Source organism: Streptomyces sp. NBC_00690 (assembly GCF_036226685.1).
GTDB lineage: Bacteria > Actinomycetota > Actinomycetes > Streptomycetales > Streptomycetaceae > Streptomyces.
Genome location: NZ_CP109009.1, coordinates 4529112 through 4554443 on the forward strand (window position 1 = coordinate 4529112; position 25332 = coordinate 4554443).

Sequence of the window (25332 nt, forward strand, 5' to 3'; positions counted from 1 at the left end):
GTCTCAACCGCCTTCCGGATCGGCGGGGTACGCGAAGTCGTACACGCTGATGTTCGTCACCGGCTCGTACCCGAGGCGCTGGTAGAGGGCGTTGCTGGTGGGGTTGGCCGCATTGGTGAACAACACGACGTCCGTCGCCCCCGCAGCCAGTGCGGCCCGGGTCACCTCGACCGTCACGGCGCCCCCGTAGCCACGACCGCGCAGGTGGGCCGGGGTGTAGACCGGGTCCACCCGGACCATGCGGGAGACCATCGAGGTCGAGCCCGCCAGGGACACGGGTGTGCCGTCCGGGGTCTCCCAGAAGGTGTAGTGCTTGTCGGCGAAGCGGGTGCTGGCCCAGGAGTCGGCGTCGATGGTGACGTCCTCCTCGACGGCCGTCACGAACCCGCGCAACCAGGACATGAGTTGCTCCCGGTCCTGCGCCCCCACGAGACGCCCTCGGCCCTGCGGGAACGGGTCCACCGGGGTCAGGGTGCCGAGACGGTACAGACCGAGCCGGATCCCGAGTTTCGGTGTGGCGCCCGTGAGTCGCTGCCATGCCTCGGCGAAGGCGGTGACGGCGTTGTGGTCCCCGGTGACGCCGGGGAGGGAGTGGCCGAGGTGCTTCATGCGGAGGGCGAGCGATTCGGCGTGCTCGGGGGAGAGCGCGGCGATGAACAGCCGAAGGCCCGCCAGGCGATGAAAGGTGCCGATGGTCTCGCCCGCCCGCTCCAACCGGCCGAAAACGGGGGCTTCGTCGCCGTACGCGTCCGACCCGCTTGTTCGCAGCTTGTCGGTCACCGTCAGCAGCGTGGTGTGCAGGGCCAGGCGAGGGCGCAGAAAGCCTTCGGCGCGGACGAGGAAGTCATCGACGTCTTGGGTGAGGTGCCAGTCATCGGGGCGCATGCTCCATGGTCCCGCAGGTGCTCGACTCCGGGGGAGCGCATTCGGTGATCACATGCCGTTTTGGCTGGTCAAACGCGTCTGTGTGCAGTGGAGGGAACGCCCTGCGATCACGCGCGTGATTCCCGCCTTCTTGGTCAGCCTTGGGCGCAGGGGCCTTCCAGGGGGCCTTCCGGTGCCGTACGCCCGGTTCGGGCAGGCTCGGTGGGACGTACGGAATCACGCCGCCGCCACCCTTGCTCGTGGTGGCGGATCACCGTATCTCCGGCCCGCCCGAGCCCAGCCCCCGAAAGGTTGGAGCGCTACTCAGCCGTGCCAGCGGATGTGAACCCGGTGCAGCCTGAGAAACAGCCAAGCGCCGGAGAACACGACGAGATTGAGAGCGAAGACCGCCGCGATGGCCAGCCATACGTGCTGCATGGGTACCCCCTGTTGCCGTCACGTACCGGGAGGAACGAGGAGAGTGCGGTGAACGGTGGGTCTCGGTGTCTTCGACGGTCAGCGGCATCGTGCTTCGACGACCGTCGGTGAGCCGAAGCTAGCAGGAACGGTTCGGCGGTCCCGAAAATCACCGATTCTCTGAGCAACATCTGAGCTGCGCGCCCGTGTTGGGCGGTTGTGGCAGACCACCCGACCCATGGGATCAAGATCATCCGAGGCGGCGTCGGTACGCCGCCGCCTCGGACCCGCCACGACCGAACGGGTCAGCCGCCGGCCGGCTCGGCCCCGTGCTCGGCGGCCAAGGCACTGATCCGTGCGGCGAGGGCCGTGTCCAGAGCGGTGATCGCGTCACCGGCGTCATGGGTGTTGAGCCCGAAGCCGATCGTCCCGTAGAGGATGGTGATCTTGGCGTGGTGATTCGCCTCGTCCTCGGCGGCGGCAACGGCCCGGTACAGCTCGGGCACCCTGGCGCGCTCGGCCTTGAACTCTGCGGCGAGGCTGCCGTCCTGCACACTCCAGCCGGGCAGGTCGGTCAACACCTGGTCCAACTCGTCGGCGGTCAGCGCGGTGGCGGGCATCGAGTGCTCCTTCGGATCGGTACTGCCCCAACGACCTGCCGGGCCCGGCCGCTGGCACTGTGGGTGCTTTCAGCTGTTCATGCCCCGCCCCGGGGTGTCCAGCGCTCCACGGCGGGGGATGGGGCGATTGCACCCGTTTGCTGGAGGGGCCGGCGTGCGCGCCGGGCCTCGAACACGGAGGCGGGAGGGATCACCAGCCGAGGCGCTGACCTCCTGCCTCCACATCCAGCCGCAGTCGCCCGGCCGAAGGACGGCCCGCGTCGCGCCAGCGAGCGATCTGCTCGCTGATGTCGTCCCACAGCCGTGCAGGTCCTCCCTGGCGGACGTACCACTGCCCGTCGTCCTCGAACATGACCGCCCAGGAAGCAGCTTCCACATCGATGACCACTTGCTCGTCACGGCCGTGGCGGGAGAGGGAGAACCGTTGGGCACGCGGAGCTGCGAACTGTGCGACGAAGCGGGCCGTCCCGTCGTCCAGTACCGTCCCGCCGATGTCCGTGGGCACGGTCTCCCCAGCGTCGAGGTCCGGCAACATGCCCAACGCGGGCGGCTGATGGGTGCGGGCGAGCATGAACGAGACATGACCCTCCAGCACGGGGCCGCTCGCCGTCCCATCGTTCGCGACGGTGAGACGCACCAGCTCGGAGGCGTTCATCCAGCCACCGATCGTTGCCAGGATCTCTCCCCCGGGGCGGATCTGGTCGATCCATTCGGCGGGAACCGTGTGGACGCCACAGGTGGCGATCAGCCGATCATAGGGAGCCTTGGCAACGTACCCGGTCAACCCGTCGCCGACGACGAGATGAGGCCAGTGGCCCAGTTCACCCAGAGCCACCTGGGCGCGGGCGGAGATCTCCGGATCCACTTCCACGGAGTACACATGGTCCTCTCCCGCCACGTAGGAGAGGAGGGCCGTTGAGTAGCCCGTGCCCGTACCGACTTCGAGTACCCGCATGCCCTCGGACACATTCAGTTCTTCGAGCATGTGCGCCACGAGCCCCGGCCGGGTCGATGACGACGAGGGCGTGTGCGAGATGCGCCCGTCCACCTGGAGTGGAGCGACGGAACACGCGACCTGGGTGACGAGCGTGTCGTCCTCGTAGACCCGGCCGAGCACCTGTGGTCCATCACCGGGACGCACCGGCCGGTACCACCCGCCGTCTTCGTACTCGAACCATCCGCCCTTGAGGAATGCTTCACGAGGTACGGCGCCAAACGCCTCCTGCCACTGTGGACTCCGGAGGTCTCCGGACTCGGTGAGCAACTGCACGAGGTCTGCCCGGAGCTCTTGTGAGGAAGGGTGGTCGCTCACTTCATCGTTCCGTTCTCCAACAGTTCGGCGATTGCCGCGGCGATCGGGAGTTGTGCAGCATCAAGGGCCGTCTCCCCTGATGCTGCGCAGGAGGGCGGCCACCAGGGAGCCGAAGAGGGTCAGGGTCGCGATGGCGAAGAAGACCCTGTCTCCGAGTGTTCTCTCCGATCTCGCCCGGGGAGCGGCGGGCGTCACTGCGTCGGACTCGTGCTCGACCCCCGTCATCGGTCGCCCTCCGTCTGCGAGGACAGGGCTGCGGTATGGAACGTGCAGGTCACGACCTTGCCCGTCGGCGTGACGTCAGATTTCCAGTGCTCGGTCAGTGCCGCGACCAGGAGCAGGCCGCGGCCGGTCTCGGCGCAGTCGGAGCGCTGGCGCACGGTGGGCAGATTGTGCACGGTGTCGCTGAGACGGAGGACCAGCCGCTCACCGCGAGGCTCGATCTCCAGATGGCAGATGCCTTCGGCGTGCTTGTGGACGTTGGCCAGCAACTCGGTTACCACAAGGCCCACATCAGGGGCCGCCTCCTTGAGCCCGACGTCCTTGAGATGGTTCACGACGGCTCGTCGTACGGCCCCGATCTTTGACGGTTCCACGGTCAAGCTCATGCTCAGAAGAGTCTCCGTTTCGCTCGTGACCCCCACTGCTCGGCCGGTCCCGAGTGGCCGTTCGGTGTTGTGGGGTGTGTGATCGCCCGTTTCGGGAGGGGACGTGGGTCGTACAACTGCGTCGTGTCTCATGCGTACGTCCCCCGATGTGCATACGGGTCGTGGTCCGCGCTCATGGCGCGTAGTTGCAGGGTCTCTTCCGCAACGACGTACGGGCGGACGGTTCGGCAGTCTTCACCCCTAAGCGTGCGTTGCCGCTCAACGACATGGGCGGGCGTCGGCGTGGACCACCAGCGGGCGGGAACCGGTGTCGGCTCGGGGATGAAAGTGGGCGGTGGTACGGCGTCGTCCTCTGCCGGAAGTAACCGGCTCAGAGCCCACAACAGGATTCGGACGATGGCGGTGCGCATCGTGGGCTAGCTCCCTCGAAAGCTGTTGGACGAGCCTTGGCGGCGATGTCGTTGCACTCTTCGGAGGTCCCTTGGTGGGCGCTGCTGGGCGCTGTAAGTGTCAGCCACCGAACTGGGATGCCCTCTGTAGGTCGACCGAATCGGCATCGGCTTTCGCAGGGGCATCGTCCTCGGTCCGTGACCAAGAGAGGGCCGAATACTCGTGGACGTGATCCCCTTTGTGGTCGGGGTCCTTGACGGTGCAGAACGTCTTTTCACGGGACGGCATCAGTTCGCCGCACAGGGAAAGAAGCCTCAAGCGCTGCGTAACGCACTGGTTCATATGGTTCACCTCTTGACACTGGAGGCGGCCACCACGGGGGCGTACAGGAACGCGCGAACGCGGAAAACCGCCGCTGCCAGGCGTATGGCCAGCAGCGGTTCGACGGTAGGACCGCCAGACATGCGTCCCGGGTACAGTCCGTACCCGTTCGACTACGGGTACGGACTGTACCTATGCGGCGGGGACGTTCCAGGCTCGCGCAAGTGAACGGGCGTTGCCGCGAATGGCCACCGGGCCGGACTCCACAAGGTCGGCAACAACTCTCCGCGCGAACAAGTTGTACTTGGCCGTCTCCGGTGACAGGTCATTGGCCTGTTTGAGGAAGTGCACGACCGCCACGTCTTCGCCGGCAAGACTGTACGCACGTGCTTGCTCGATGGCGTGGAAGCCGCGACGCGTAGCAGAGGGCATGGCGGAGGCATCAAGCCCTCCTGCCGCGCTCACCGCCGGGCCTGGCTGTGTCAGATCGGTGTACATAGTGATCCGATACGCATCCACCATGCCTCTCCCGAAGATCAGGTAAGGATGGGAGTACGCGTCCCCCAATGCCCTGGCTGCCTGGTCAGCCTTTTCCCAATGGTGTTCCGCGCTTCCGGCTTGGCCCACCTTTGCATAGGACAGGGCTACTGCCAGATGCAACAACCCCCATCGGGCGGTGTCTTCCTCGCCTCGTTCACACCGGAGCAGACCAGCTGCACTGAGGGCTAGTTCGGTTCGTGCCTGATGAGACTCTCCCGCGTCTCGGAAGACGTGGTTCATGTACCAGGCCGCCACGGCGATGGCATGGGGACTGTCAGCGTCCTGGGCGGCAGCCATTGCTCTGTCTCCGGTCAGCATCACGAGCTCTGGAACCGGTTGGAAGCTGAGGTAGAGCTGGGCCAGGTGGTAGGTCTCGGCCAGAGCGGCAAGTACGCGCCGGCGTGCCGTTCCGTCCAAGGTGCGAGCCGCGTGCTGAAGGTCCGAGAGCAAAGCCGGAAGCACATCGGCGATGTGTGTGCGATGGTCTCCGATGCCGTGCCACAGCAGCCATGCCTGCCGCACGCGACTCATCAACTGCGCCTCGCTCTGGGGCTCAACATCAGAGTGGCGGAAGGTGTACTTGGTGAGGGAGTCCTTCACTCTGCCGAGTGAGGGGTGAGATGTGTTGCTGTAGGCGGACGCGGTGACACGGTCGTCACCCGTGAGGTCCGAAAGGGAATCGACCCCCAGCACGTCGGCGATCCTCATCAACATGGGCAGCCGAGGCATGAGCAGTCGGCCGGTCTCAATCCCCTTCCACCACTCGTAGGAGTGGCCGACTCGTTCGGCTGCTGCTGCTCGGGTCATCCCCCGGCGTTCTCTGGCCTGCCGGACTCGTTTTGCGAAGGTGTCCGGCGCACTGCGTCCGTCATGTGGATCCGGCATACCGACACTCCGTTCTCGCGTAGACACTCAGAACGCTACTCCTTTGGGCAACAGGGGAGATGGCGACGGTGACCCTCCTGGGGTGTTGCGGGGGGTGCCCGCGTCCGTACACAGCGGCTTGCGACAGCAGGGACGGACGCGGGCTCGTGAGTTCTATTGATTGCAGTTGGGTGCTGGGCAAGCTCGGCATGACCCACGAGGGCCGGCATCGGCACACCGTGTGGATTCGGGACGGCTGGCGTGACTCCGATGTCTTCAGCATCCTCGACCAGGAATGGCACACCGGCCCGGGCGGGAATGATCGGTTGAGCGCCCGCCGCCATTCCCCGGCCGGCTTTTTCAGCGCGGCCGTTCGCCCAGAAGCAGGGCATTGAGAGCGGCATAGTCGTATCCACCCTCCAGGGCAGTCGTCGTGCCCTCGGTCAGTAGTTCGTGGGCTGCTCGTCGTACCAGTTCGTACGCCGCCTCGGCGATGGAGGAACCCGCGCTGACGCGGGCGACTCCCGCGGTGGCGAGATCGGGTACGGGCGGTGCTCCCGGGCCGGCCAGCAGGTTCACCGGCAGGGGGGTGAATTCGACGAGCGCCTTGATCGCATGGGTGTCCGGCGCGCTGAGGACGAAGACGCCGTCCGCACCCGCCGCCGCATAGGCGCCGGCACGGACGAGGGTCTCGTCCAGCCATGTTGCGCGGTCGCCCGGTGGCAGGCGGTGGGTGTCGATGCGGGCGTTGATGAACAGCGGGACGCCTGCCTCGTCCGCCGCCGCGCGGGCCGCTGCGATCCGGGCGACCTGCTCGGCGACCGGACGAAGGGTGTCCTCAAGGTTGATGCCCACGGCTCCGGCCGCCAGGACGCCGCGTACGGTCTCGCCCACACCAGCGGGATCGGTCGCGTAGCCGCGTTCGATGTCGGCCGTTACCGGCTGGTCGACGGCGGCCGTGATCCGGGAGATCGCGCCCAACGCCTGTTCGCGGCTCAGCTGGTCCCCGTCGCCGTGGCCCAACGACCAGGCGACCCCGGCGCTGGTGGTGGCGATCGCGGCTGCACCAGCGCTCGCCACCACCCGGGCGGAGGCCGCGTCCCAGGCGTTGGGCAGGATCAGCGGGTCGCCGGGAACGTGCAAGGAGCGGAAGAGTTGTGCCTTGTCGAGAAGCGTTGCCATGGCTGGCATTGCACCATGTGTCCCCGATCGACGAGCACTATTTCTCTCTGCCCGGGGGCGGGGATCGGACCCAATCAGGAGCGTCAGTTCACGCTCGAAGGGCTGACCGTGGAGTGTTCCCCCGGCCCGCTACCCAGGAGGTCCGGGAACTGGAAGTCGCGGATCAGTACGGTCATCGTGCAGTCGGGCTTGCGGCTGGCCTCGTCGCCGAGGGCATCTCGTAGGAAGGAAGCGAGGGCCTGGCGCGGGAAGGTCTCCGGCACACGACCGTGGGCGTCCACGGGCGTCCGGTGCCGCCACTCGGCGCGCCGGATGGCCGGGAATCGATCGGGGGGTACCCCCACCCAGGTCCACCAGCCTCCTGGATGGGCCCCGCGCGGGCGGTCAACAACCCTCTAGGGATGACGACTTACTCCACTCCCGCCCTTCTCCTCGCCCTCTCCGCAACGCTCACCGGTGTTGTCTCGCCCCTCGCTCAGGCGGCCCCGGCCGCACCGGCGTCCGGGCGTCTGGTGTGGCAGAACTGTGCCCGGGATGGCGGACCGAGGACCCAGGAGTGCGCCACCCTGTCGGTTCCGCTGGACCATCGCGACCCCCGGGGCAAACACATCCCCCTCGCCGTCTCCCGCATCCCCAGCGACCAGCCGCAGGCGCGCCGCGGCACCCTGCTGGTGATCGCTGGCGGGCCCGGGTCCTCGGGGGTGCAGAGACTGACGCAGAAGGGGATCGCCCTCCAGCGGGAGCTGGAGGGCGCCTACGACATCGTCAGCCTCGACCCGCGCGGGGTCGGTGGCAGCACCACCGACAGTTGTGGGCTGGACCCCGACGATCGGCGGATGCCGAATTTGCGGTCCTGGCCGGCCGCCGACGGTCGCATCGATGCGAACATCGCCCGGTCACAACGGATCGCGGACGCCTGCCATCGCAACGGCGGGGCCGTGCTGCGCAGCATGACCACCGCCAACGAGGTGCATGACATCGAGTCCTTCCGTGCCGCGTTGGGCGTGGAGAAGCTGTCCGCCTGGGGCAGCTCGTACGGTGCGTACGTGGGCGCGGTCTATGCGCAGAAGCATCCGCGGCGGACCGATCGCTGGGTGCTCGACAGCAGCGGCGATCCCGATCCGCGGCGTGTCGCCCGGGGGTGGCTCGCCAACACCGGGCGGGCCGTCGAGCTCCGCTTCCCCGACTTCGCGGCCTGGGCCGCCCACCCGGACCGCGATGCCGAGGGGCTCCGGTTGGTACGGCGGGCCCAGGACCTCAGGCCGGAGTTCCTACGGCTGGCGCGGGCGCTGGACCGCAACCCCCGGCCGACCACCACCGCGAACATCCCCCTAGACGGGAACCTCCTGCGCCAGGCCCTGCATCTCGCCCTCTACAACGACGCCGCGTTCCCCCAACTGGCGGGGCTGATCAAGGCCGCGCAGGACCCGACCGGTCGGCCGGTGCTCTCGGACGACCTGGTGAAGCCGATGAGCGACGAGGCCGCGGCGGTGACGATGGCGGTGATCTGCAACGACGTCCGGTGGCCCGGGCGCGTGGACTCGTACCGGCGTGCGGTGGTGGCCGACCGGGCGGCGTATCCGCTCACTGCGGGGCTGCCGCAGAACATCACCCCCTGCGCCTTCTGGAAGGACACACCGACCGAGGCGCCGACGCGCATCACCGATGAGGGACCGTCCAACATCCTCATGGTCCAGACCCGACGTGATCCGGCCACGCCCCACTTCGGCGGGTTGAAGATGCGCGAGGCGCTGGGGGAGCGGGCCCGGCTGGTCACGGCGGAGACGGGCGGCCACGGGGCCTACCTCGGTACGGGCAACGCCTGCGGCGACCGGGCGGTGACCGCCTTCCTCACCACCGGCGAGCGCCCCCGGCACGACATCAGCTGCCCGGGCCGGTAGGTCGTGTCTTCAGGCCCGGGCCCGGGCCTGAAGGCTCACCCCGGGCTCCCGGTCGGGCCTCCCCGCCCGACGATCGCCGCCTCCACCCCGGCGAGGCGCTGCGCCAACACCCCCAGCGCCGCCACCGCCCGCTCCAACTCGCCGCCCTGGGCCTCCCGCACGTACACCGCCTTGATCCGCTCCCAACGCGCCGCGCCGGCCTCGTCCAGCAGTCCGCGCAGCTCGGCCAGTTTCAGCAGATTGGCTTCCGCGTCCGTCGTCAGCGTGCGGGCCTCGGCCGCGTAGTGGTCGTCGATCACCGCGGACAGTTCGGTGTCGTTCATCACCGGACTGATCCGCTGGGCGATCCGGTTCAGATTGCGGTACGAGCCCTGGAGCCGGAACGGCGGCTCGGTCCGGGTGCTGTCCGATCGGCCCGCGGACACGATGTAGGCGGCGTTCACCGCGAGGACGGTCGCGCGGGCCGCCAGCAGATGCCGTAGGACGCTCACGATCCGGTCCAGTTCTTGGGCCGCGTACGGATGGGTGAGCCGGTCACGGTGGGCCGTTGGGTCGTCGGACGCCAGTCGTACCAGCAGTTCCAGATCCTCCCGGGCCCTGCCCGCCAGGGGTGCGAGCACCGGATGCGAGGTCAGCGCGTTCTCGACGAAGCTGAACGCGAAGGCGTCCTCCTTGCCCGTCAGGACATCACCGAGGTCCCACACATCGGCCCGGTTCGCGAGCATGTCGGGGATGCGGAACCGCTGCCCGGACTCCGTATACGGGTTGCCGGCCATGCAAACGGCGAACCGCTTGCCCCGAAGATCGCGCCCGCCCAGGGTGCGGGTCGCATCGGTCAGCGGAATGAACTTCTGGAGCAACTCGGGCGAGGTGTGCTGGATGTCGTCGAGGTAGAGCAGCACATTGCTGCCCGCCTCCAAGGCGAACGCGATCTTCTCGACCTCCTGGCGCGCTGCCGCGTCCGGTGCCTCCGCCGGGTCCAGGGAGACGGTATGCCGGCCGAGCGCCGGCCCGTCCACCTTCACCAGCAGCAGTCCGAGCCGCTCCGCCACGTACTCCACCAGCGTGGTCTTGCCATAGCCCGGAGGGGACAGGAGCAGCAGCAGGCCGCCGCTGTCCGTGCGCCGTGCGTCCCCTGCCGCACCCAGCTGTTTGGCGAGGTTGTCCCCGATCAGCGGTAGGCACACCTCGTCCACCAGCCGGTTGCGGACGAAGGCGGACATCACCCTCGGCCGGTAGTCGTCCAGCCGCAACCGGGCGCGCTCACGGGTCGCGAGCTGCCCCCGCAACTGCTGGTAGGCGCGGAATCCGGGGACGTCGTTGGCCGCGAAACCGGCCGTCCGGGACAGGAACTCATCCAGCCGCAGGGTGAGCGCGCCGCGGACGATCCGTGAGTGTTCGCCCAGCAGCGGGGCCGCCGTGCCCGTCACCGACGCGTCCACGTCGTGGCGCGCCAGCCCGGCCGTCAGCTCGATCGCCATCGCCTCCGCGATGTCCCCCGCCGCGAGGTGTTCGCCGGTCGTCCGAGCCCAGGCCGTCAGCCAGCCCTCGACCAGCCGGTGCGCAGCCGCGACCTCCCCTTCGGCCAACTGCGCCCGCACATCGTCCGCGTACGGGCAGGCGCCCACCGCCCGGGTGAACTTGTCCAGCAGTGCACGGGCCGTGCCGCTGGTCGTGAACGACTCCCCGGACGCCAACTCCGCGACCAGGTAGTCAGCGGCCCCCGGATGGTGCAGCGGCAGGGCCGCGCCCGCGAGGGCGGCGGCGATCTCGTCCCGCAGACCGTCCGTCGCGCCCACCGCTCCGAACACCTCCTGCGCCCTGGCCAGTGATAGGGCCTGCCGCGCCCAGCCCGTGCGCTGCGCCTCGGTCGTACCGTGCGCCCAGAACAGTTGCGCCGCGGCCCGGGCCTGCCCCGGATGGCTCAGCAGCCCGGCGTCCGCGCGCAGCCGCAGCAGCAGCCGCAGGATCTGCTCGGTGTCGTGGTCGTGGACCCCCCGCTCATAGCCCTCGTCGTACGAGGACTGCGCGGCATCACGCACCAACTCCGCTATGTCGCCGCCGTCGATCGCCGCGGGCAGCAGCCGGGCGGCCAGGTACTCGGCCCGGTAGACCTGCGGTGACTCGGACGGCAGGGTGCGCGTCCAGTAGGGCCGGGTGGCGGCGAAGGCGGGGTCGGTGACGGGCGCCCGGTAGTCGGTGCCGGTCAGCGCGAAGGCGAGGCCGGCATCGGGTCCGCTCCCGTCCGGTACGACGGTCAACTCCGCGGCCCGGGTGGTCACGGCGAACCGGTGCGCGCCCAGACGGATGGTGTCCCCGCCGTCCGCGAACAGCTCCGTGCGGTCCCGTACCGCCCGAGCGGCCTCCTGGCGGGCCGCCTTGAGCCGGCCCTCCAACTCGTCGGCGCGCACCTGGTCGCCGAGTGCCCGCAGTTCGTTCGCGGTACGACGGACCTTCACCGGCAGCGGGTCGGAGGCGAAGTAGGCGTGTGCCGCATCGGTGTCGGCCAGCGTGGCCGCGCGTCGAACGATCGCCTCCACCGTGCGCTCGGCGGACCGGGCCAGCCGCTGGGCCCGCCGTGCCCGGGTGTCGTCGAGGGTCTGCCGACGAGCCGTGAACGCCTCGTACACCTCGGTCCGCTTCTCGGCGATCCGGTCGAGGAAGTCGTCATGGGCGGCGAACCGGGACTCCAGCTCCTCCAACTGGGGCAGCAGTCGCGTGAGCTGGTCTTCGCAGGCGTCGGGTGTCTCGGCGGCTGCCAGGGCTCCGGTGACCGTCTGGGCGAGCAGCGCGAACTCGGCCGCGAACTCGGCCCGGCCCTCGTGGTCGAGGAGCTCACGTCGACGGGCGCGCAGGGTCGCCGCGGCCCGGTTGAGCGCACCCATGGCATCGGCGATCCGCTCCAGGATCGACGTGCGGACGGTGGTGTCACCGCTGTCCAGACCGGTGACGGACTCGCTCAGCGCCCGCAGACCGGCCGTGCGCTCGACCAGCTGGGCGCCGGCCTCGTCCGCCTCGGCCACCGTCGCCGACCGCGCCGCCGCCTCGGTCGCCTCCTCCGCCTCGGCGTGGAACGGGGTGAAGGCGTCCTTGCGCTGGAGGAAGGCCATCGCCCGACGGGCCGCCGATGCCGTGTCGTCCTCGATGCGGCGGGCGAGCGCGTCGATCGCCTCCGTGTCGGCGTACCGCATCTCGCGCAGGCCCACCACATGCCCGTGGCAGGCGCGCAGTTCGGCGATGCGCTCGACCCACTCCGTCGCACCCGCGGGCGCCTCGCCCTTGATGCGGCGCACCAGCCGGGTGATGCGGGCCGTCATCTCCGCGAGGGCCTCCGCGGACTGTGCGGTGAGGGCCTGTACGGTCCGGAACTCCTCCAGCACCTGGCCGGCGCTCGTCCGCACGGCCTCCAGCGGGGTCAGCAGATCCCCCGTGTCGGGGTCGTCCAGCCAGTGGCAGCGGTCGACGGTACGGGAGCACAGCGCCACCAGGGACTCGTACACCTCCGTGGTGGGGGTGGTCTCGATGGCCCGACGGGCGATGGACAGACAGTCGGAGATCCCCCGGACGAGGTCGGCGTTGCCGATGCGCGCCAGTGGGCCCGAGCCCGTGGGCGCCCGATGGGTGGCGCTGACGTAGGGGCTGCGCCACAGCTGGATCTGATGGACCAGGGAGGGCTCGTCGGTCTGCGGGTCGCGCAGCAGGATCAGCGTGCCGTCGTCGAACAGTGCATGCCCGACACAACCCAATGGGCTCGCGGCCTCCTTGCGGATCGTGTTGTACGCCATCAGCAGGGCCCGGCCGCCGCCCGGGTCCTGGAAGACGTACAGCACGTCCTCGCCACCGGGGGAGGGCTGCGCGGTCTCGAACTCCAGGCCGTCGGCGTCCACGTCGAAGACGCGCACCTCACCGCCGGCGAGGCAGTAGCCGCCGGGAAAGATGATCCCCTGGTCGTCGGGGAGCCGCCGGCAGGACTGACCGATGGCGTCCAGCCTGGCCACCGCGCGGGTGACCGTGTTGAACACCAGATGGCGAACGTGCTGCTCCTTGTAGGGCCTGACCCGCAGCAACAGCAGGGGGCCGACCCGGGCGTAGGACACATCGGCGTCGGCGAGGGCCTGGAGGGGCTCATCGACCGGCTCGCGGTGGATGCCGTCCGCGCTCTCGGTGTCGTTCTCCACCTTGAGGGTGAGCGCGCCGCCCACCGTGGAGACGTACAGGTCCTCGCCGACGGCGATGTGCGGATGGCGTCCGAGCACATGGCTGTCGCGCTGGAGCGCGGTCCACTCGATGTCGTACGGGGGTGTGCGGGCGAGGTCGCGGTCCCCCCGGCCGTCCAGGAAGCGGACCGTGCCGTCCGGGTGGAGCGCCCAGCGCAGTACGCGCACGGCGTCGGCCCGACCGCCCGTGCCGTCGCCCTCCGCTGCCATCCGAAACACGGCCAACAGCCGGTCCTCGACCCGGCGCAGCCGGATCAGTCGGGCGCCCTGGAAGTAGCGGCACAGGGAGGCGAACTCGGCGATGAACGCCGGATCGTCCAACAGCCCGGGGACTGCGTCCGACGAGAGCGGCTGCCGGCTGCGGCCGTGGAGGCTGAACACATCGGAGACGGCGGTACGCGGGGTGAGCGCGGCGGACGGGTCGGTGCCGAACAGGAACGCGTCCCCGACGGCGACGAGATCACGGGCGTGCCCGGGGGTGTCGACGGTGAGCGTCTCGGTCGCCGTCAACTGCATCTCGGTGGAGCCGAAGGCGGCGGTACGCGCGGTGTTGAGCGCCTCGGCGCGACGGGCGAGCTCGGTCGCGTGACCGCGGAGCCGATCGCGCAGCAGATCGTAGGTGGCGGACTCCAGCTGGACTTCGGGCGAGCCGTCGGCGCCCTGGTCCTGACCGGATGCCGCCTTACTGCCGTTGGTGCCGCCCGTACCACTGGCCGTACTGCGCGTGCGGCTCGTGTCCGTACCGCTGGTGGCACCGCTGGTGGCCGTCTCCCGGCCCGCGCGGGCCGTCCCCCGTGCGCCGCCCGCGCCCTGCACATCCGTCGTGTCCATCCCGATCTCCATCTGGTTCAGCTCCTCACAACACGGCGGCGGTCGACAACGCGGCCGACGGAACGCGGGGAATGGCGGAGCAGCTGCCGCCCCCCGCGCGGCAGCTGCTCCCCTCCCGACCCCGGACCGCATCCGGCTCCTACCGGACACGGCCGGGCGGTCAGGTCTTGACGACCCCGTTCATCGGGCGCTGCCCGGTCAGCGAGGCCAAGGAAGTCTCCCCGAGCCCCAACTGCTGGGCCGCGTCCAGGAGCTGGCGCAGCTGGCCGCTGTGCTCGCCGCCGCCCTTCATCAGCTGCATCAGCAGTGCCGAGACCGTCAGGTTCTGCACATCGGATGTGGACACCGAACCGAGGACCGCCGTCATGTCGTCGGTGAAGGACGACGAACCGTCCAGCCAGGGGCCGGCGAGGGTCTGGGCCGTCTGAGAGTGCTGGACGAAACCGTCCAGGCCCTTGCCCAGCGAGATCGACTGCACTAGTCGGTCGAAGAAGATCGAGTCACCGCCGACGATGTCGATGTCGGCGTTCTCCAGACCGGTCGCCAGGATCGTGGCCTGCGCCTCGGCGATCTGCCGCTGCACATCGAGCCCGGCGAGCCGGATGTCCTTCTCCGCCGCCAGCCGCAGTCGGTACTCCTCGTGGGCCCGCGACGCCTCGTCCAGCGCCGCCATCGCCGCGGCCTTGTCCGTCAGACCGGCGGCCTCCGCCTTCAGCTTCTCGCCGATCGCGGTGGCGTCGGCCAGGGCCTTGGCCCGGCTGCCGTCCGCCTCCGCGGTGAGCTGCGCCACCGTGCCGTCCGCCTCCGCCTTCATCCGGGCTGCCATGGCATCGGCCTCGGCCCGGCCCGTCTTCTCGATGGCGGACGCCTCCATCTCGCGCACCCGGACGGCCGCGAGACCCTCCGCCGCAGCCTCCGCCTGGATGCCCTCGGCCAGTCGGATCTTGGCGCGGGCGTCCAGGTCGGCCGTCTTGGTACGGGCCTCGGCGAGGGTGAGCTCCTCGGCTGCCCGGTGCACGGCCGCCTGCTCGGCGGCCTCGGCCGCCTTGATGTCCTTGACCAGTTTCTCCTGCGCCTCGGCCTCGGCCGCGATCACCAGGGACTGCCGCTCGCGCTCGGCCTGCTCGACCGCCCGCAGCCGCTTGATGGACTCCTCCTGCTCGGCGACCGTACGATCCACCGCGATCCGCTCCCTGATCACCTCGGCGATCTCGCGGCGCTCCGCCTCCAACTCCTTCTCGGCGGCGATGCGGTTGAGCTCGGTCTCCCGCTCCCGGGCGATGACCTCCAGCAGCCGGTCCTTCTCGATCCGCTCGCTCTCCACCGCGATCACCCGCTCGCGGTTCTTCGCGGCGACGGCGACCTCACGGTTCTGGTTCTCCCGCTGGATGCCCAACTGCTCCTCGGTCTTGAGGAACGCGCTCTGCGCACGCAGGCGCTCCTCCTCCACCACCCGGGCCGTCTCGGCTTCCTCCCGGGCCCGTACGGTGTCGATCTCGCGGCGCTGCTTGATCTCCGCGTCGGCCTGTCGACGCTCCAGCTCCAGGATTGCTTCCCGGGCGTCGACGTTCTGCCGGGTGATCTCCTTCTCCTCGTTGCGCTGGAACTCGTTGGTGCGCACGTGCTCGACCGCGGTGAGCTCGGTGATCTTCCGGATGCCCTGGGCGTCGAGGATGTTGTTGCTGTCGAGCTGGGCCAGCGGGGTCTGCTCCAGGTAGTCGATGGCCGCGTCTTCGAGGCTGTAGCCGTTGAGGTCGGTGCCGATGACCTGGATGATCCGGTCCCGGAACTCATCGCGCTTGGTGTAGAGGTCGGTGAAGTCCAATTGCTTGCCGACGGTCTTCAGCGCTTCGGAGAACTTGGCGTTGAACAGTTCCTGCAAGGTCGCCTGGTCGCTGGCGCGGGCCGTGCCGATCGCCTGGGCGACCTTGATGACGTCCTCCACGGTCTTGTTGACGCGTACGAAGAACGAGATGCGGATGTCGGCACGGATGTTGTCCTGGCAGATCAGCCCGTCCCGGCCGGTGCGGGAGATCTCGATGGTCTTCACCGAGATGTCCATGACCTCGGCCTTGTGTAGGACGGGCAGCACGACCTGACCGGTGAAGGTGACGTCGACGGTGCGCATCTTCGAGACGATCAGCGCTTTGCCCTGCTCCACCTTGCGGAAGAGTCTGCCGACGACGAAGAGCATCGCGATGGCGATCAGCACGACCACGGCGATGAGTAGGCCGATGCCCACGGTGATGGCGTCCATTAAATTCCTCGGGTGGGAGCGGGCGGGCCGTAGCCCGGGATGGAAGCGGAAGGGGCGAGGCCGGCGGGGGTGTGGGCCCCGCCGGGTCTGCGATCGATCGGCGCCCGACTGGCGGGGCGAGCCGAGGGAGCGGGTCCACCGGTGTCGGTTTCTGCGCATTGCGAGCGCGGTGTGTCGGTCCCGGACGCCGGATGCCGGCGCCGGGTGTCAGCGCTGGATACCGGTCCCGGATACCGGTGCCGGATGCTGGTCCTGGATGCCGGTGCCGGGTGCGATGCGTACGGCGGTGGGGTGCTGGGGTGCCGCCCGGTTCAGTAGGGCGCGACCCAGAAGAACTCGCCGACCTCGTCGTAGGCGTACAGCAGACCCGTACTGCCGAGGGCGAGTGCGGCCGTGACGTCGAGGCCGCTGCGGCGCACCTGGACCAGTGCCGTGGAGCCGTCCGACGCGGTGACCTCGGCCTGTCCGAAGCCCTCGTCGACACGCCTGGTGCGGATGGTGCAGGTGCGGCCGACGAAGTCGATGCGGGACGGCCCGGGTTCGTCCGGGAAGAGGGCGGCGAGCGGTCGGATGACCCATCGGGTCAGTCGCCATGCGCCGAGGACGGCCACGGGCAGGAGGACGGCGGCGAGGAGGTGGTGCAGGCCCCCGGAGACGCTGAGTCTGGTCAGGAGAACCGAACCGATGAGGCTGAGCGTCCAGGAGAGTGCGATCACCAAGGAGGCGGAGACGGCGACGGGCACTCCGCCCAGCCCCAATGCGTCACTGTCCAGGTCGGTGTCGAAGGAGTCATGGCCGACCGCTCCCACCAACGCCATGAGCCAGAAGCAGATGACGACGACGAGGGCGGCGGTGAACAACATCGTCGGGAAGCGGAACACATGGTCCAAGAACTCGCCCATCACTGATCCCCCTCCACCCGGGCCGTGCCCGGCACCTTCGTCGTCCCGCCCCCGTCGATCCCACGTTCTGTGGGCACTCAGGCGGAATCCCCATTTCCGCTGTCCGGCATGGAGCTGGTTCCCCGCCGGTCATGGAGCTGATTCTTGTCCGGTGGCACGCCTGTTCGCATTGCCGTTGACCGGCAATCTTTACGCCGTCTTAATGCCGGTCGCGGGCCGGTAGGTGCACATGGCACCCTTGCCCAGCGAGCGTTAGGAAAGCGTCAAGAGGGGGAGTTGAGCATGGCGGACCAGGAGATATACGAGGATCATCTTGAGGGGTATGCCCAGATCCTCGCCAACGCGTGTGCCACCGGGCGTCGGTTGAGCCGCGATGAACTGGAGTCGTTGCGCGGCCGAGGTGAACGGGCGGCCGAAGCAGGCATCGGGCTACGACTGCTGGTCCGCGCCCAACTCACCGTGGCCCAGGCCGTCCGGCCCGAACTCTCGAACCAGGCGGCGGAACATCTCCTTGCCGCAGTCGAGCAGGCGGTGGACGCGTTCGCGGCCGGTCATGAGCGGGCCCAGCGCCTCGCCGTCCGCCAGGAGGAAGCGGCGCGGCGCGAGTTCATCGACGATCTGCTCTACGGCCGCAGCGACCTCGGACGCCTCGCCCAGCGCGCCGAACGCTTCGGACTGCTCCTCTCCCACGCCCATGCGGTGGCGGTGGCGCAGGGCCCCGAGCCGTACGACGACGGCTTCCCGGTGGCACGCCAGGTGGAGTCCGCCCTGATCGCCCGGTTCGGGCACCGCAGCATCCTCCTCACCACCAAGGACGGCCGGCTGATCTGCATCGCACCGGCCGATCAGGACGAGGTTCTCGGCTTCTTCGCCAAGCAGGCGTATGCGGCGACGGACGGCGGGCGGGTGGCAATCGGCCGGCCGCACCCGGGCGCGGGCGGAGTCGTCCACTCCTACGAGGAGGCCCTGAACGCACTGGAGTTGGCGGCAACCATGGACCTGCCGGATCCGGTGCTACGGGCGGCGGACCTGTTGGTGTACCCGGTGCTCACCCGCGACCGACAGGCGATGAAGGACCTGGTGGAAAGCGTGCTGGGGCCGCTGAGCCAGGCCCGGGGCGGCGCCCGCCCGCTGCTGGACACCCTGACCGCGTACTTCGACACCGGATGTGTGGCGGCTGAAGCGGCCCGTCGGCTCTCCCTGAGCGTCCGGGCGATGACCTATCGGCTGGACCGCATCCGTCAACTGACCGGAGCGGACCCGGGCGATCCGGTACACCGCTACACACTCCAAACGGCGGTGATCGGAGCCCGGTTGATGGGCTGGCCCGACCAGGAGCGCTCACGACCGTAGGAGTTGCCCTATCCGACCTGTGGCAGCGCGTGCGCTGCCCTGCGCCGGTGCCTGTGCCCGTTCTGTGCGGCCCATCGCTGCGATGGATCGACGGTGATCCAGAGCGCCTAAACGCACGCGGAGAGTCACGAGGAGGAGGAGTTCCGGCGCTCCTGCACGGCCGCCGATGGGATGCGGATGGATGGTGTGGGGCAACCCTGGGTAGGCTCCCCGCCTTTTGCGCCGGCGCTGGCCCGGATCGTTCCTTCAGCTTGTCGCGTCATGACCCCTTCGCCCGGTATTCGGCTGCCGCGGAATGCATCCGTATCCGGAATCGACGGCCCAGAACGTCGATAGTGGACAAGCCGGATGGGAATTTACGACACACACGGCATATGCCCTGTGACGGTACTGTCTGAAAAGTGATTCCGCTTCTCGCAGGTCAGCGAAATCCATGAGTGTTCTCTCATTTGAGAATCCATTGACACAGGCATTGGTTACTCATAGCTTCCAGGAAACCGGAAGAGCGGCCACCGCCGCTCACCCGATCACACTGGAGGTCCGTTATGGAACGCCTCATCAAGAAGCTGGCCCAGGAAGAGAACTGGCGCGCGTGGAACTCCGCGAACTCGGCTGCGGCTGACAAGTCGGGTTGTGTCAGCGCCAAGTCGGGTTGCGTGAGCTCCGCGCCCAAGTCGGGTTGTGTCAGCGCTGCACCGAAGGCCGGCTGTATTTCCTAACGGATAGCCTTCGGGTAGGCGTGGGTCGGGCGGCGATTCTTCGTTCGCCGCCCGACCCACCCCGAAACATTTACGTAACCAGGCATTGCCCGTCGATTTCTCCGAGCTCTTGACCAGCCAACCGGAAGCTTCGCAGCAGAACCCTTGCGCGGAACGTACCGAGGTGCTGGAGCGGGCCGAGTTCATCGAGCTCCCCGAGAGTTCCCCGACATCCCGAGTGAGCCATATCCCCCTAGTGTTGAGCCCTTTTAGAGCCGATTGAGGTCAGACGTGGACGGTCAGCCGAGCTCCGACATCATCGATGAGATACGGGACATTCCCATCTATCGAAAGTCGATTGAGCAGGGATTCTTCCCCATCCTGGAGAAGCCGGAGATAGCCGACGGCTTCCCGGACAACTGGATGACCCCACGGTTGGCCAAGGCGCTGGAGGCGGGAGAAGCGGAGTTCGTCCTCTCCACCGGCACCAATCACGCCCGCATGCAGATCATTCGGCCGCCCTACTTCCTGCTGAAGACGTACTACCGGCTCTGGAGCGAACACCCCGACATCGCGGACACCTGGGAAGAAGGGTGCCGCCGCGTCTCGATCACCACGCTCCTCGCCACGGAACACGTGGCCCGCGTCAACGCCAAGAAGCAGGGAACCGGCCCCGAGGGCGTACCGGCCCTCGACGACCGGCGGCTCGACGAGAGAACCGTCTATCTGAACCTCCGGCTCGACCCCGATCTCTGGCTCCGCGAGGACGTCGAGCGGATGATCGCCGAGATCCGCACCGAGCAGCAGGCCCACCCCCTGGGGCGCTACCACCTCGACTGCTCCGGCTACCACCTGGCGCATCTCATTCGCAAGGCCCGCGAATGGGGCCTGTGGGACACCTTCCCGCAGCCCGCCAGCGTGATCACGGCCTACGAGTACACGCCGGCCAACGTCCGTGCCTATCTCGAAGACCACATGGACTGCCCGGTCGTCGACCTGTTCGGCAGCACCGAGCTGGGCTACCTGTACTACAGCGACCACACGGGCCGCTACTACCCCCATCTGGAGCGGATGAGCCTGGAGTTGGTCCCCGTCGCACCGGGCAGCCACATCCACAGCCTCATCGTGACCAGTCTGCGCAGCCCCCACATGCCGCTCATCCGCTACCGCTCAGGGGACTGCGTCCGCACCATCGACGGCTCCACCGACCCCACGAAGGTCACCCGCTTCTGCGGTCGGGAGAAGGAACTCCTGCCCACCCCGCACGGCCTGGTCTCCCAGGGCGACCTCGACGACGCCGTCGCCACCGCGGCCCCGGAGGTCTTCCTCTACCAACTGCGCGACGAGGGCAACGGGAGCTTCCAACTGCTGTACACCACCTTCGACGGGGTCCCTCTCGAACCCTCGGAGAGCGCGGGTCTGGAGAAGTTCATCGGCGAACTCACCGGATTCCATTGCGGCACCGAACACCGCACGCACATTCCGATCGGGATATCGGGCAAGTACGCCTGGCTCAAGAGGGATTCCTAGCTCCCCCCAGGTTTCCGATCCGGCTCTCGAAACCCCTGACTCTTGACTCCCACCTTCGGAGCACTTCCCCTGAGTCAGGAAACGGTATCGAGAGCCGGAATCCGGATTGCCCACGGACCCTCCACACGCCAACTGCCGGCCCCAGCCCAACGGCAGGCCGTGCACCCTCCGGGTCCCTACCCAAGCAATACACCAGCGAGCGACGCCGGACACACGGTCATCGTGCTCACGGCCGAACGCCGAATCCCCTCTCTGGAGAGTCATGCAGACAACGCAACTGGTCACCGAAGCCGACCTCACGAACCTCCTCGGCGACACTCTTCACACCGAAGTCGTCGAATACTTCGTGAAGGACACCGGCGGCTCGACCGAAGAGGTCGAACGCCAAGTGATCGAATGTATGCGTTACCTCTATCTGATTTCTCGCTACCGGACCGAACTCAGCGGCCTCTTCCTGCCCGTTGAGCAGCACATCGACGAGATCTGGCACTACCTCATCCTCCAGACGCGCGAATACGTGGAGCTGTGCGAGGAGAAGTTGCCCGGCCGGTTCTTCATCCACCACCGCAGCATCGGCTACGAGGACTACGCCCAGGAGCCCGGCCGCGAGCAGTCCATCGAGGAGGCGCTGCGCTGGATTCCGCTGTACTGCAAGGAATTCGGCCCCTTCGACGAGGGTGCGCTGCCACACTGGACGATCGTCCGCTTCCTTCGCCAGCGCATGGACATGTCGTTGGAGGAGATCTCGGCCCTGGAGCCCGCAGCGTCGGCGGCGTAGCGCGCAAGCGCTGCCCTCCCCGTGCCCCGGGGCCACCCCAAGCCCCCGGGGCCACCGCAAGCGCCGGGGGAACGCGAGGAGCGAGTAATGACGTCCCCGACCAGCGCCAACGGGCATGTGCCGACGGGCCCCACGGAACATCCCGCGCAACGCCGGATCCTCACCGTCCTGGTGATCTCCCAGATCCTCAGCGGGGCGGGCCTCGCCGCAGGAATCACCATCGGCGCCCTGCTCGCCGAGGAGATGTTCGGCTCCACCGGGCTTGCCGGCATCCCCAGTGCCCTGTTCACGGCCGGCGCGGCCGTCGGAGCGGTCGCGGTCGGGCGCGCCTGCCAACGCTGGGGCAGGAGGCCCGGTCTCACCGTGGGCTATGTCGCAGGGACGATCGGCAGCCTGGGCGTGGTCCTCGCCACCGCGCTGGACAGCATCCTCCTGCTCTGCGTCGGCCTGTTGGTGTACGGCATAGGCACGGCGACGATCATGCTCGTCCGCTACGCCGGTGCCGACCTCGCATCGCCCGAGAGGCGGGCCCGCGCGGTCAGCACCGTCCTGTTCGCCCTGGCGGCCGGCACCATCGCCGGCCCCAATCTCGTCGGGGTGACGGGCGACCTTGCGGACGACTGGGGACTGCCGCGGCTGTCGGGCCCCTTCCTGCTCGCCGCCCTCGCCTTCGGCTCCGCGGCGGTGTTCGTCTGGATCTTCCTGCGACCCGATCCGCTCCTGGTCTCCCGAGCTCTTGCGGCCGAAGCGGAGGCCGAGCGGCTGGCAGACCCCGCAGAGGCGGATGTGCCGGCTCCCGGCGCCACGATCTCGTCGGCGGAGCGCCGCATCCTGATCACGGGTGTGACGGTGATGGTCCTCAGTCAGATCGTGATGATCGCGATCATGACGATGACCCCGATCCATATGTCGGACCACGGTCACAGCACCCAGAGCGCGGGCATGGTCATCGGCCTCCACCTGGGCGCGATGTATCTGTCGTCGCCGATCTCGGGCATCCTCGCCGACCGCATCGGCCGTCCCTTCACGGCCGCGCTCGGCACCGTGACCATGTTCGCCGCGGCCCTGGTGGCCGCCCTGGCCCCCGGTCACTCCATGGTGGCCATGTCAGTGGCACTGATCCTGTTGGGGCTCGGCTGGAGCATGGGCTTCGTCAGCGGTACGGCCCTGGTCACCGACGCTCTTCCGCCGGCGACCCGCGCCGCGACGCAAGGCACCGTGGACGTGGGACTCGCCGTCGCCGCCGCCACCGGGGGCATGGCCTCCGGCCTGGTGTTCGCGGGCGGCGGCTATGACCTGCTGGCCCTCTCGGGCGGCTTCCTGATCCTGGTACTGGCCCCGCTCGCGGCCCTGCTCACCCTGCCCGCGTCCAAGGCGTCGGGACCTGCCGAGGCCCCGTCGGCAGCCGAGCCCGCCCACGACGACTCCGTACCCAGCAGGTAGACCGACCGCTGCCCCGGCCCACCGTCTCGTACGAGGGTCGGGGCCTGCGCGGTGTTGTGGTGGGGGCGCATCTCACCCGTATCGCGGTGCACGGCGGCTTACGCGGTGTACGAGATGTCCGCAGGACTTCAGCGATGGGTCACTGGACCAGGTCGGTGTGCGGATGACCGGGGCCGAGGTCGGCCGAGCAGACGTAGAGCTGGAGATGGTTGGCATCCGCGACCTGGACCCCGGGCGGGTTCGCCGCGCTGTTGTCGTCGAGCGAGGCGTGGCCTTGATCCTCGTACGGGATCCAACCCTCCTGTCCGCTGTTCCATTCGTCCGAGGCGATCGTCAACAACGGGCTCATCGCGGCGCCACAGACGATGCAGAACCGGGCGATGGGATCGGTGAGGCCCCACGGGGGCCAGCCACCGACCTTCCAGCCGGGGGCGGTGGACAGTTCGTCCATGTAGAACTCCTGCGGGGCGATCTCATAGGAATCGTCCACCGCGACGCCGCCCGCCTGCCAGTTGCTCCAGTCGCTCAGACGCTGCTGCAACTCCTCGTCCAAATCCAGGAAGTTGGGGTACTCGATGATCTGCTCGGGCGCGAGCACACAGGGCTCCGGTAGGTAGCCGTCGTACTCCGCTTCGGACGGCTTGGGCGGTGTGACCAGGATGTCGGTGACGTCCGCGGCGGTTCGCCAGAACAGTTGGGTCGGAGGCTTGGACTCGGGCGGGTGCTCGAAGGGGCACCACAGCACCTGGAGCACATCGTGATGTCCGCCCGGCCGGTGAGGTGGTCTCAACAGGGGTACGTCACGCGTGTACAGCTGGGCCACGGGCAACAACGGGCTGACGGGTCCGTCATGCCACTTGTCGCAGTACGGCCACCGCTGCCCGGCGGGCCACAGAAGCGGCCCACCGATCGAACTGTCGTGAGGCGAAGGCGACCCGGAGCGGGGGTGCAACCGGGTCGCCGGGCGGGCGAGCGGCGCCAGTTGCGGAAAGAGCTCGGTGACGTCGAACGGTCGTGGAGGCGTGGTGCGGGTGATGTTCATACCGGCGATGCTGCCAGCAGCCTCTGACAGACGGTTGTGAGAGCCCACCCCCGCCCCGGTCCGGAAGCAGCGGCTGGGATCCGCGCCCACTGCACATCAGTTGACGAGACGCCCGGACCAACGGCAACAACGGGCCGGAGGGAATTCCCTCCGACCCGTTCGGAATGTCAGGTGACACGAACCGGATCACCGAATATTAGTTGGCATCCTGCTGTTCCAGCCATTTGGTGATCAGCTGGTTCGTCTCTTCCGGCCTTTCCTGCTGAATCCAATGACCACAATCCAGATTAGTCACTTCCACATTGGGCACGAACTCTGCCAGCTTTTCGGACTTCTGGACCAGATCCCGGTCGCCGTAGATCATGAGCGTGGGCTGCTGGATGATCGGGTCCACGTCCGCCAGCAAGTGCCAGTTGCGGTCAAGGTTTCTGTACCAATTCACGCTGCCCGTGAACCCCGTCGATTGGAAGGCGGAGACGAAAACGCCCAGTTCGCGATCGCTCATGACGGGATCGCCGAGTGGCGCTTCCGCTCTGGCGAGATCGATCAGCGCCATGCCCGGCTGAGGCTCCTTGGGGGGCTCGTTCTTCCGGTACATGTTGCGAAGGAACTGGAAGGTGTTCTCGTCGAACACGGCGTCCGCGACGCCTGGCTGCCGGTTGAAGTGGACGAAGTAGAAGTCCCCGCCAAGCACGAGTTCCATGAATTCGATCCAGGGCCGTTCTCCCCGCTCCTGGTAGGGCAGGCTCAGGTTGATCACTTTGTTCACACGGTCCGGATGCAGCAGGGTCAGTCCCCAGACGACCATGGCACCCCAGTCATGACCGACGAAGGTGGCATCCTCGTACCCGTAGTGATCGAGAAGCACAACGAGATCACCCGACAGGTGTTCAATGTCGTACTCCGTCACTTCGGCGGGACGGGATGAATTGCCATAGCCCCGCTGGTTCGGCACGATGACGTGGTAGCCGGCAGCAACGAGGGCGGGCACCTGATAGCGCCAGGAAAAGGCGTGCTCCGGCCAGCCGTGACAGAGCACAATGGGTTTTCCGGCATTCTGTTGGCCTGCTTCAAAGACCTCAAGTTCCACACCGTTGACTGGAATGAGGGTGGCCTTGGGGAAATCGGCTGGATCGAACATTTCATTTCCTCTTTCTTTCGGCACTATCAGACTCAGCCGACGAAAATTCCCGAAGACGGTGCCGCCGTACCGCTGACAGGCCGAGGGCCGATGCGGTCGTGGGCAGTGGGACTCGCCGGTG

19 protein-coding genes are annotated in these 25332 nt (G+C 68.3%); 5 read left to right on the forward strand and 14 right to left on the reverse strand.

Features of this window, described 5'->3' with window-relative positions; translation table 11 throughout:
• Nucleotides 1-3: 3 nt before the first annotated feature.
• From OID54_RS19850 to OID54_RS19890, 9 genes are all read right to left on the reverse strand, one after another.
• Nucleotides 4-885 (reverse strand): GNAT family N-acetyltransferase, encoded by an 882-nt coding sequence (locus tag OID54_RS19850; protein ID WP_329021388.1) that lies wholly within the window; start codon nt 883-885, stop codon nt 4-6.
• A gap of 701 nt (nt 886-1586) precedes the next feature.
• Complete coding sequence (locus tag OID54_RS19855) at nt 1587-1901, reverse strand: 4a-hydroxytetrahydrobiopterin dehydratase (RefSeq protein ID WP_329021389.1); 315 nt, start codon at nt 1899-1901, stop codon at nt 1587-1589.
• A gap of 190 nt (nt 1902-2091) precedes the next feature.
• Entirely contained in the window at nt 2092-3213 is a 1122-nt protein-coding gene (gene tgmC, locus OID54_RS19860) for an ATP-grasp peptide maturase system methyltransferase (RefSeq protein WP_329021390.1), read from the reverse strand.
• Nucleotides 3214-3273: 60 nt separating this feature from the next.
• Nucleotides 3274-3438, reverse strand: coding sequence for a hypothetical protein (locus OID54_RS19865; protein ID WP_329021391.1), 165 nt, complete (start codon nt 3436-3438; stop codon nt 3274-3276).
• Nucleotides 3435-3821, reverse strand: a complete 387-nt coding sequence (locus tag OID54_RS19870) for an ATP-binding protein (RefSeq protein ID WP_329021392.1) — start codon at nt 3819-3821, stop codon at nt 3435-3437. The genes OID54_RS19865 and OID54_RS19870 overlap by 4 nt, the downstream gene beginning before the upstream one ends.
• Before the next feature lie 128 nt (nt 3822-3949).
• Nucleotides 3950-4231, reverse strand: coding sequence for a hypothetical protein (locus tag OID54_RS19875; protein WP_329021394.1), 282 nt, complete (start codon nt 4229-4231; stop codon nt 3950-3952).
• Between the two features lie 493 nt (nt 4232-4724).
• Complete coding sequence (locus tag OID54_RS19880) at nt 4725-5957, reverse strand: helix-turn-helix domain-containing protein (protein ID WP_329021396.1); 1233 nt, start codon at nt 5955-5957, stop codon at nt 4725-4727.
• Nucleotides 5958-6296: 339 nt separating this feature from the next.
• The gene (locus OID54_RS19885) at nt 6297-7127 is read right to left on the reverse strand and encodes an isocitrate lyase/PEP mutase family protein (RefSeq protein ID WP_443055635.1); all 831 of its coding nucleotides are present in this window, start codon (nt 7125-7127) and stop codon (nt 6297-6299) included.
• A gap of 74 nt (nt 7128-7201) precedes the next feature.
• Complete coding sequence (locus OID54_RS19890) at nt 7202-7462, reverse strand: hypothetical protein (protein WP_329021398.1); 261 nt, start codon at nt 7460-7462, stop codon at nt 7202-7204.
• A gap of 57 nt (nt 7463-7519) precedes the next feature.
• On the opposite strand from OID54_RS19890, the gene OID54_RS19895 reads away from it, so the two are divergent.
• Nucleotides 7520-9019: an alpha/beta hydrolase gene (locus OID54_RS19895; protein WP_329021399.1), complete on the forward strand. Its 1500-nt coding sequence runs from the start codon at nt 7520-7522 to the stop codon at nt 9017-9019.
• Between the two features lie 35 nt (nt 9020-9054).
• Here the strand turns inward: OID54_RS19895 and OID54_RS19900 are convergent, their stop codons facing one another.
• From OID54_RS19900 to OID54_RS19910, 3 genes are all read right to left on the reverse strand, one after another.
• Nucleotides 9055-14079, reverse strand: coding sequence for a DNA repair ATPase (locus OID54_RS19900; RefSeq protein WP_329021400.1), 5025 nt, complete (start codon nt 14077-14079; stop codon nt 9055-9057).
• Nucleotides 14080-14227: 148 nt separating this feature from the next.
• Nucleotides 14228-16324, reverse strand: coding sequence for an SPFH domain-containing protein (locus tag OID54_RS19905; protein ID WP_329021401.1), 2097 nt, complete (start codon nt 16322-16324; stop codon nt 14228-14230).
• 311 nt (nt 16325-16635) lie between these two features.
• Nucleotides 16636-17226 carry a hypothetical protein gene (locus OID54_RS19910; RefSeq protein ID WP_329021402.1) on the reverse strand — a complete coding sequence of 197 codons (591 nt, stop codon included), beginning with the start codon at nt 17224-17226 and terminating at the stop codon, nt 16636-16638.
• 282 nt (nt 17227-17508) lie between these two features.
• Between OID54_RS19910 and OID54_RS19915 the strand changes: the two genes are divergently transcribed.
• From OID54_RS19915 to OID54_RS19930, 4 genes are all read left to right on the forward strand, one after another.
• On the forward strand, nt 17509-18579 hold the full coding sequence (locus tag OID54_RS19915) for a PucR family transcriptional regulator (protein ID WP_329021403.1): 1071 nt from the start codon (nt 17509-17511) through the stop codon (nt 18577-18579).
• 989 nt (nt 18580-19568) lie between these two features.
• Entirely contained in the window at nt 19569-20807 is a 1239-nt protein-coding gene (locus tag OID54_RS19920; RefSeq protein WP_329021404.1) for a hypothetical protein, read from the forward strand.
• A gap of 262 nt (nt 20808-21069) precedes the next feature.
• Nucleotides 21070-21585 carry a hypothetical protein gene (locus OID54_RS19925; protein ID WP_329021405.1) on the forward strand — a complete coding sequence of 172 codons (516 nt, stop codon included), beginning with the start codon at nt 21070-21072 and terminating at the stop codon, nt 21583-21585.
• Nucleotides 21586-21672: 87 nt separating this feature from the next.
• Complete coding sequence (locus tag OID54_RS19930; protein ID WP_329021406.1) at nt 21673-23028, forward strand: MFS transporter; 1356 nt, start codon at nt 21673-21675, stop codon at nt 23026-23028.
• Nucleotides 23029-23167: 139 nt separating this feature from the next.
• Here OID54_RS19930 and OID54_RS19935 read toward each other — a convergent pair whose 3' ends face one another.
• Together OID54_RS19935 and OID54_RS19940 are read right to left on the reverse strand one after the other, a co-directional pair.
• Complete coding sequence (locus tag OID54_RS19935) at nt 23168-24070, reverse strand: hypothetical protein (protein ID WP_329021407.1); 903 nt, start codon at nt 24068-24070, stop codon at nt 23168-23170.
• A gap of 196 nt (nt 24071-24266) precedes the next feature.
• Nucleotides 24267-25211: an alpha/beta fold hydrolase gene (locus tag OID54_RS19940; RefSeq protein ID WP_329021409.1), complete on the reverse strand. Its 945-nt coding sequence runs from the start codon at nt 25209-25211 to the stop codon at nt 24267-24269.
• Nucleotides 25212-25332 lie beyond the last annotated feature (121 nt).

Excerpts from the sequence above, each read along its gene's own strand:
- OID54_RS19875 (WP_329021394.1), bottom strand. The coding sequence starts at position 4,231 with ATGCGCACCGCCATCGTCCGAATCCTGTTGTGGGCTCTGAGCCGGTTA.
- OID54_RS19940 (WP_329021409.1), bottom strand. The coding sequence starts at position 25,211 with ATGTTCGATCCAGCCGATTTCCCCAAGGCCACCCTCATTCCAGTCAAC.
- OID54_RS19850 (WP_329021388.1), bottom strand. The coding sequence starts at position 885 with ATGCGCCCCGATGACTGGCACCTCACCCAAGACGTCGATGACTTCCTC.
- OID54_RS19905 (WP_329021401.1), bottom strand. The coding sequence starts at position 16,324 with ATGGACGCCATCACCGTGGGCATCGGCCTACTCATCGCCGTGGTCGTG.
- OID54_RS19865 (WP_329021391.1), bottom strand. The coding sequence starts at position 3,438 with ATGACGGGGGTCGAGCACGAGTCCGACGCAGTGACGCCCGCCGCTCCC.
- OID54_RS19885 (WP_443055635.1), bottom strand. The coding sequence starts at position 7,127 with ATGCCAGCCATGGCAACGCTTCTCGACAAGGCACAACTCTTCCGCTCC.
- OID54_RS19925 (WP_329021405.1), top strand. The coding sequence starts at position 21,070 with ATGCAGACAACGCAACTGGTCACCGAAGCCGACCTCACGAACCTCCTC.
- OID54_RS19935 (WP_329021407.1), bottom strand. The coding sequence starts at position 24,070 with ATGAACATCACCCGCACCACGCCTCCACGACCGTTCGACGTCACCGAG.
- OID54_RS19855 (WP_329021389.1), bottom strand. The coding sequence starts at position 1,901 with ATGCCCGCCACCGCGCTGACCGCCGACGAGTTGGACCAGGTGTTGACC.
- OID54_RS19910 (WP_329021402.1), bottom strand. The coding sequence starts at position 17,226 with ATGGGCGAGTTCTTGGACCATGTGTTCCGCTTCCCGACGATGTTGTTC.
- OID54_RS19900 (WP_329021400.1), bottom strand. The coding sequence starts at position 14,079 with ATGGAGATCGGGATGGACACGACGGATGTGCAGGGCGCGGGCGGCGCA.
- OID54_RS19895 (WP_329021399.1), top strand. The coding sequence starts at position 7,520 with ATGACGACTTACTCCACTCCCGCCCTTCTCCTCGCCCTCTCCGCAACG.
- OID54_RS19930 (WP_329021406.1), top strand. The coding sequence starts at position 21,673 with ATGACGTCCCCGACCAGCGCCAACGGGCATGTGCCGACGGGCCCCACG.
- OID54_RS19915 (WP_329021403.1), top strand. The coding sequence starts at position 17,509 with ATGGCGGACCAGGAGATATACGAGGATCATCTTGAGGGGTATGCCCAG.
- OID54_RS19880 (WP_329021396.1), bottom strand. The coding sequence starts at position 5,957 with ATGCCGGATCCACATGACGGACGCAGTGCGCCGGACACCTTCGCAAAA.
- OID54_RS19870 (WP_329021392.1), bottom strand. The coding sequence starts at position 3,821 with ATGAGCTTGACCGTGGAACCGTCAAAGATCGGGGCCGTACGACGAGCC.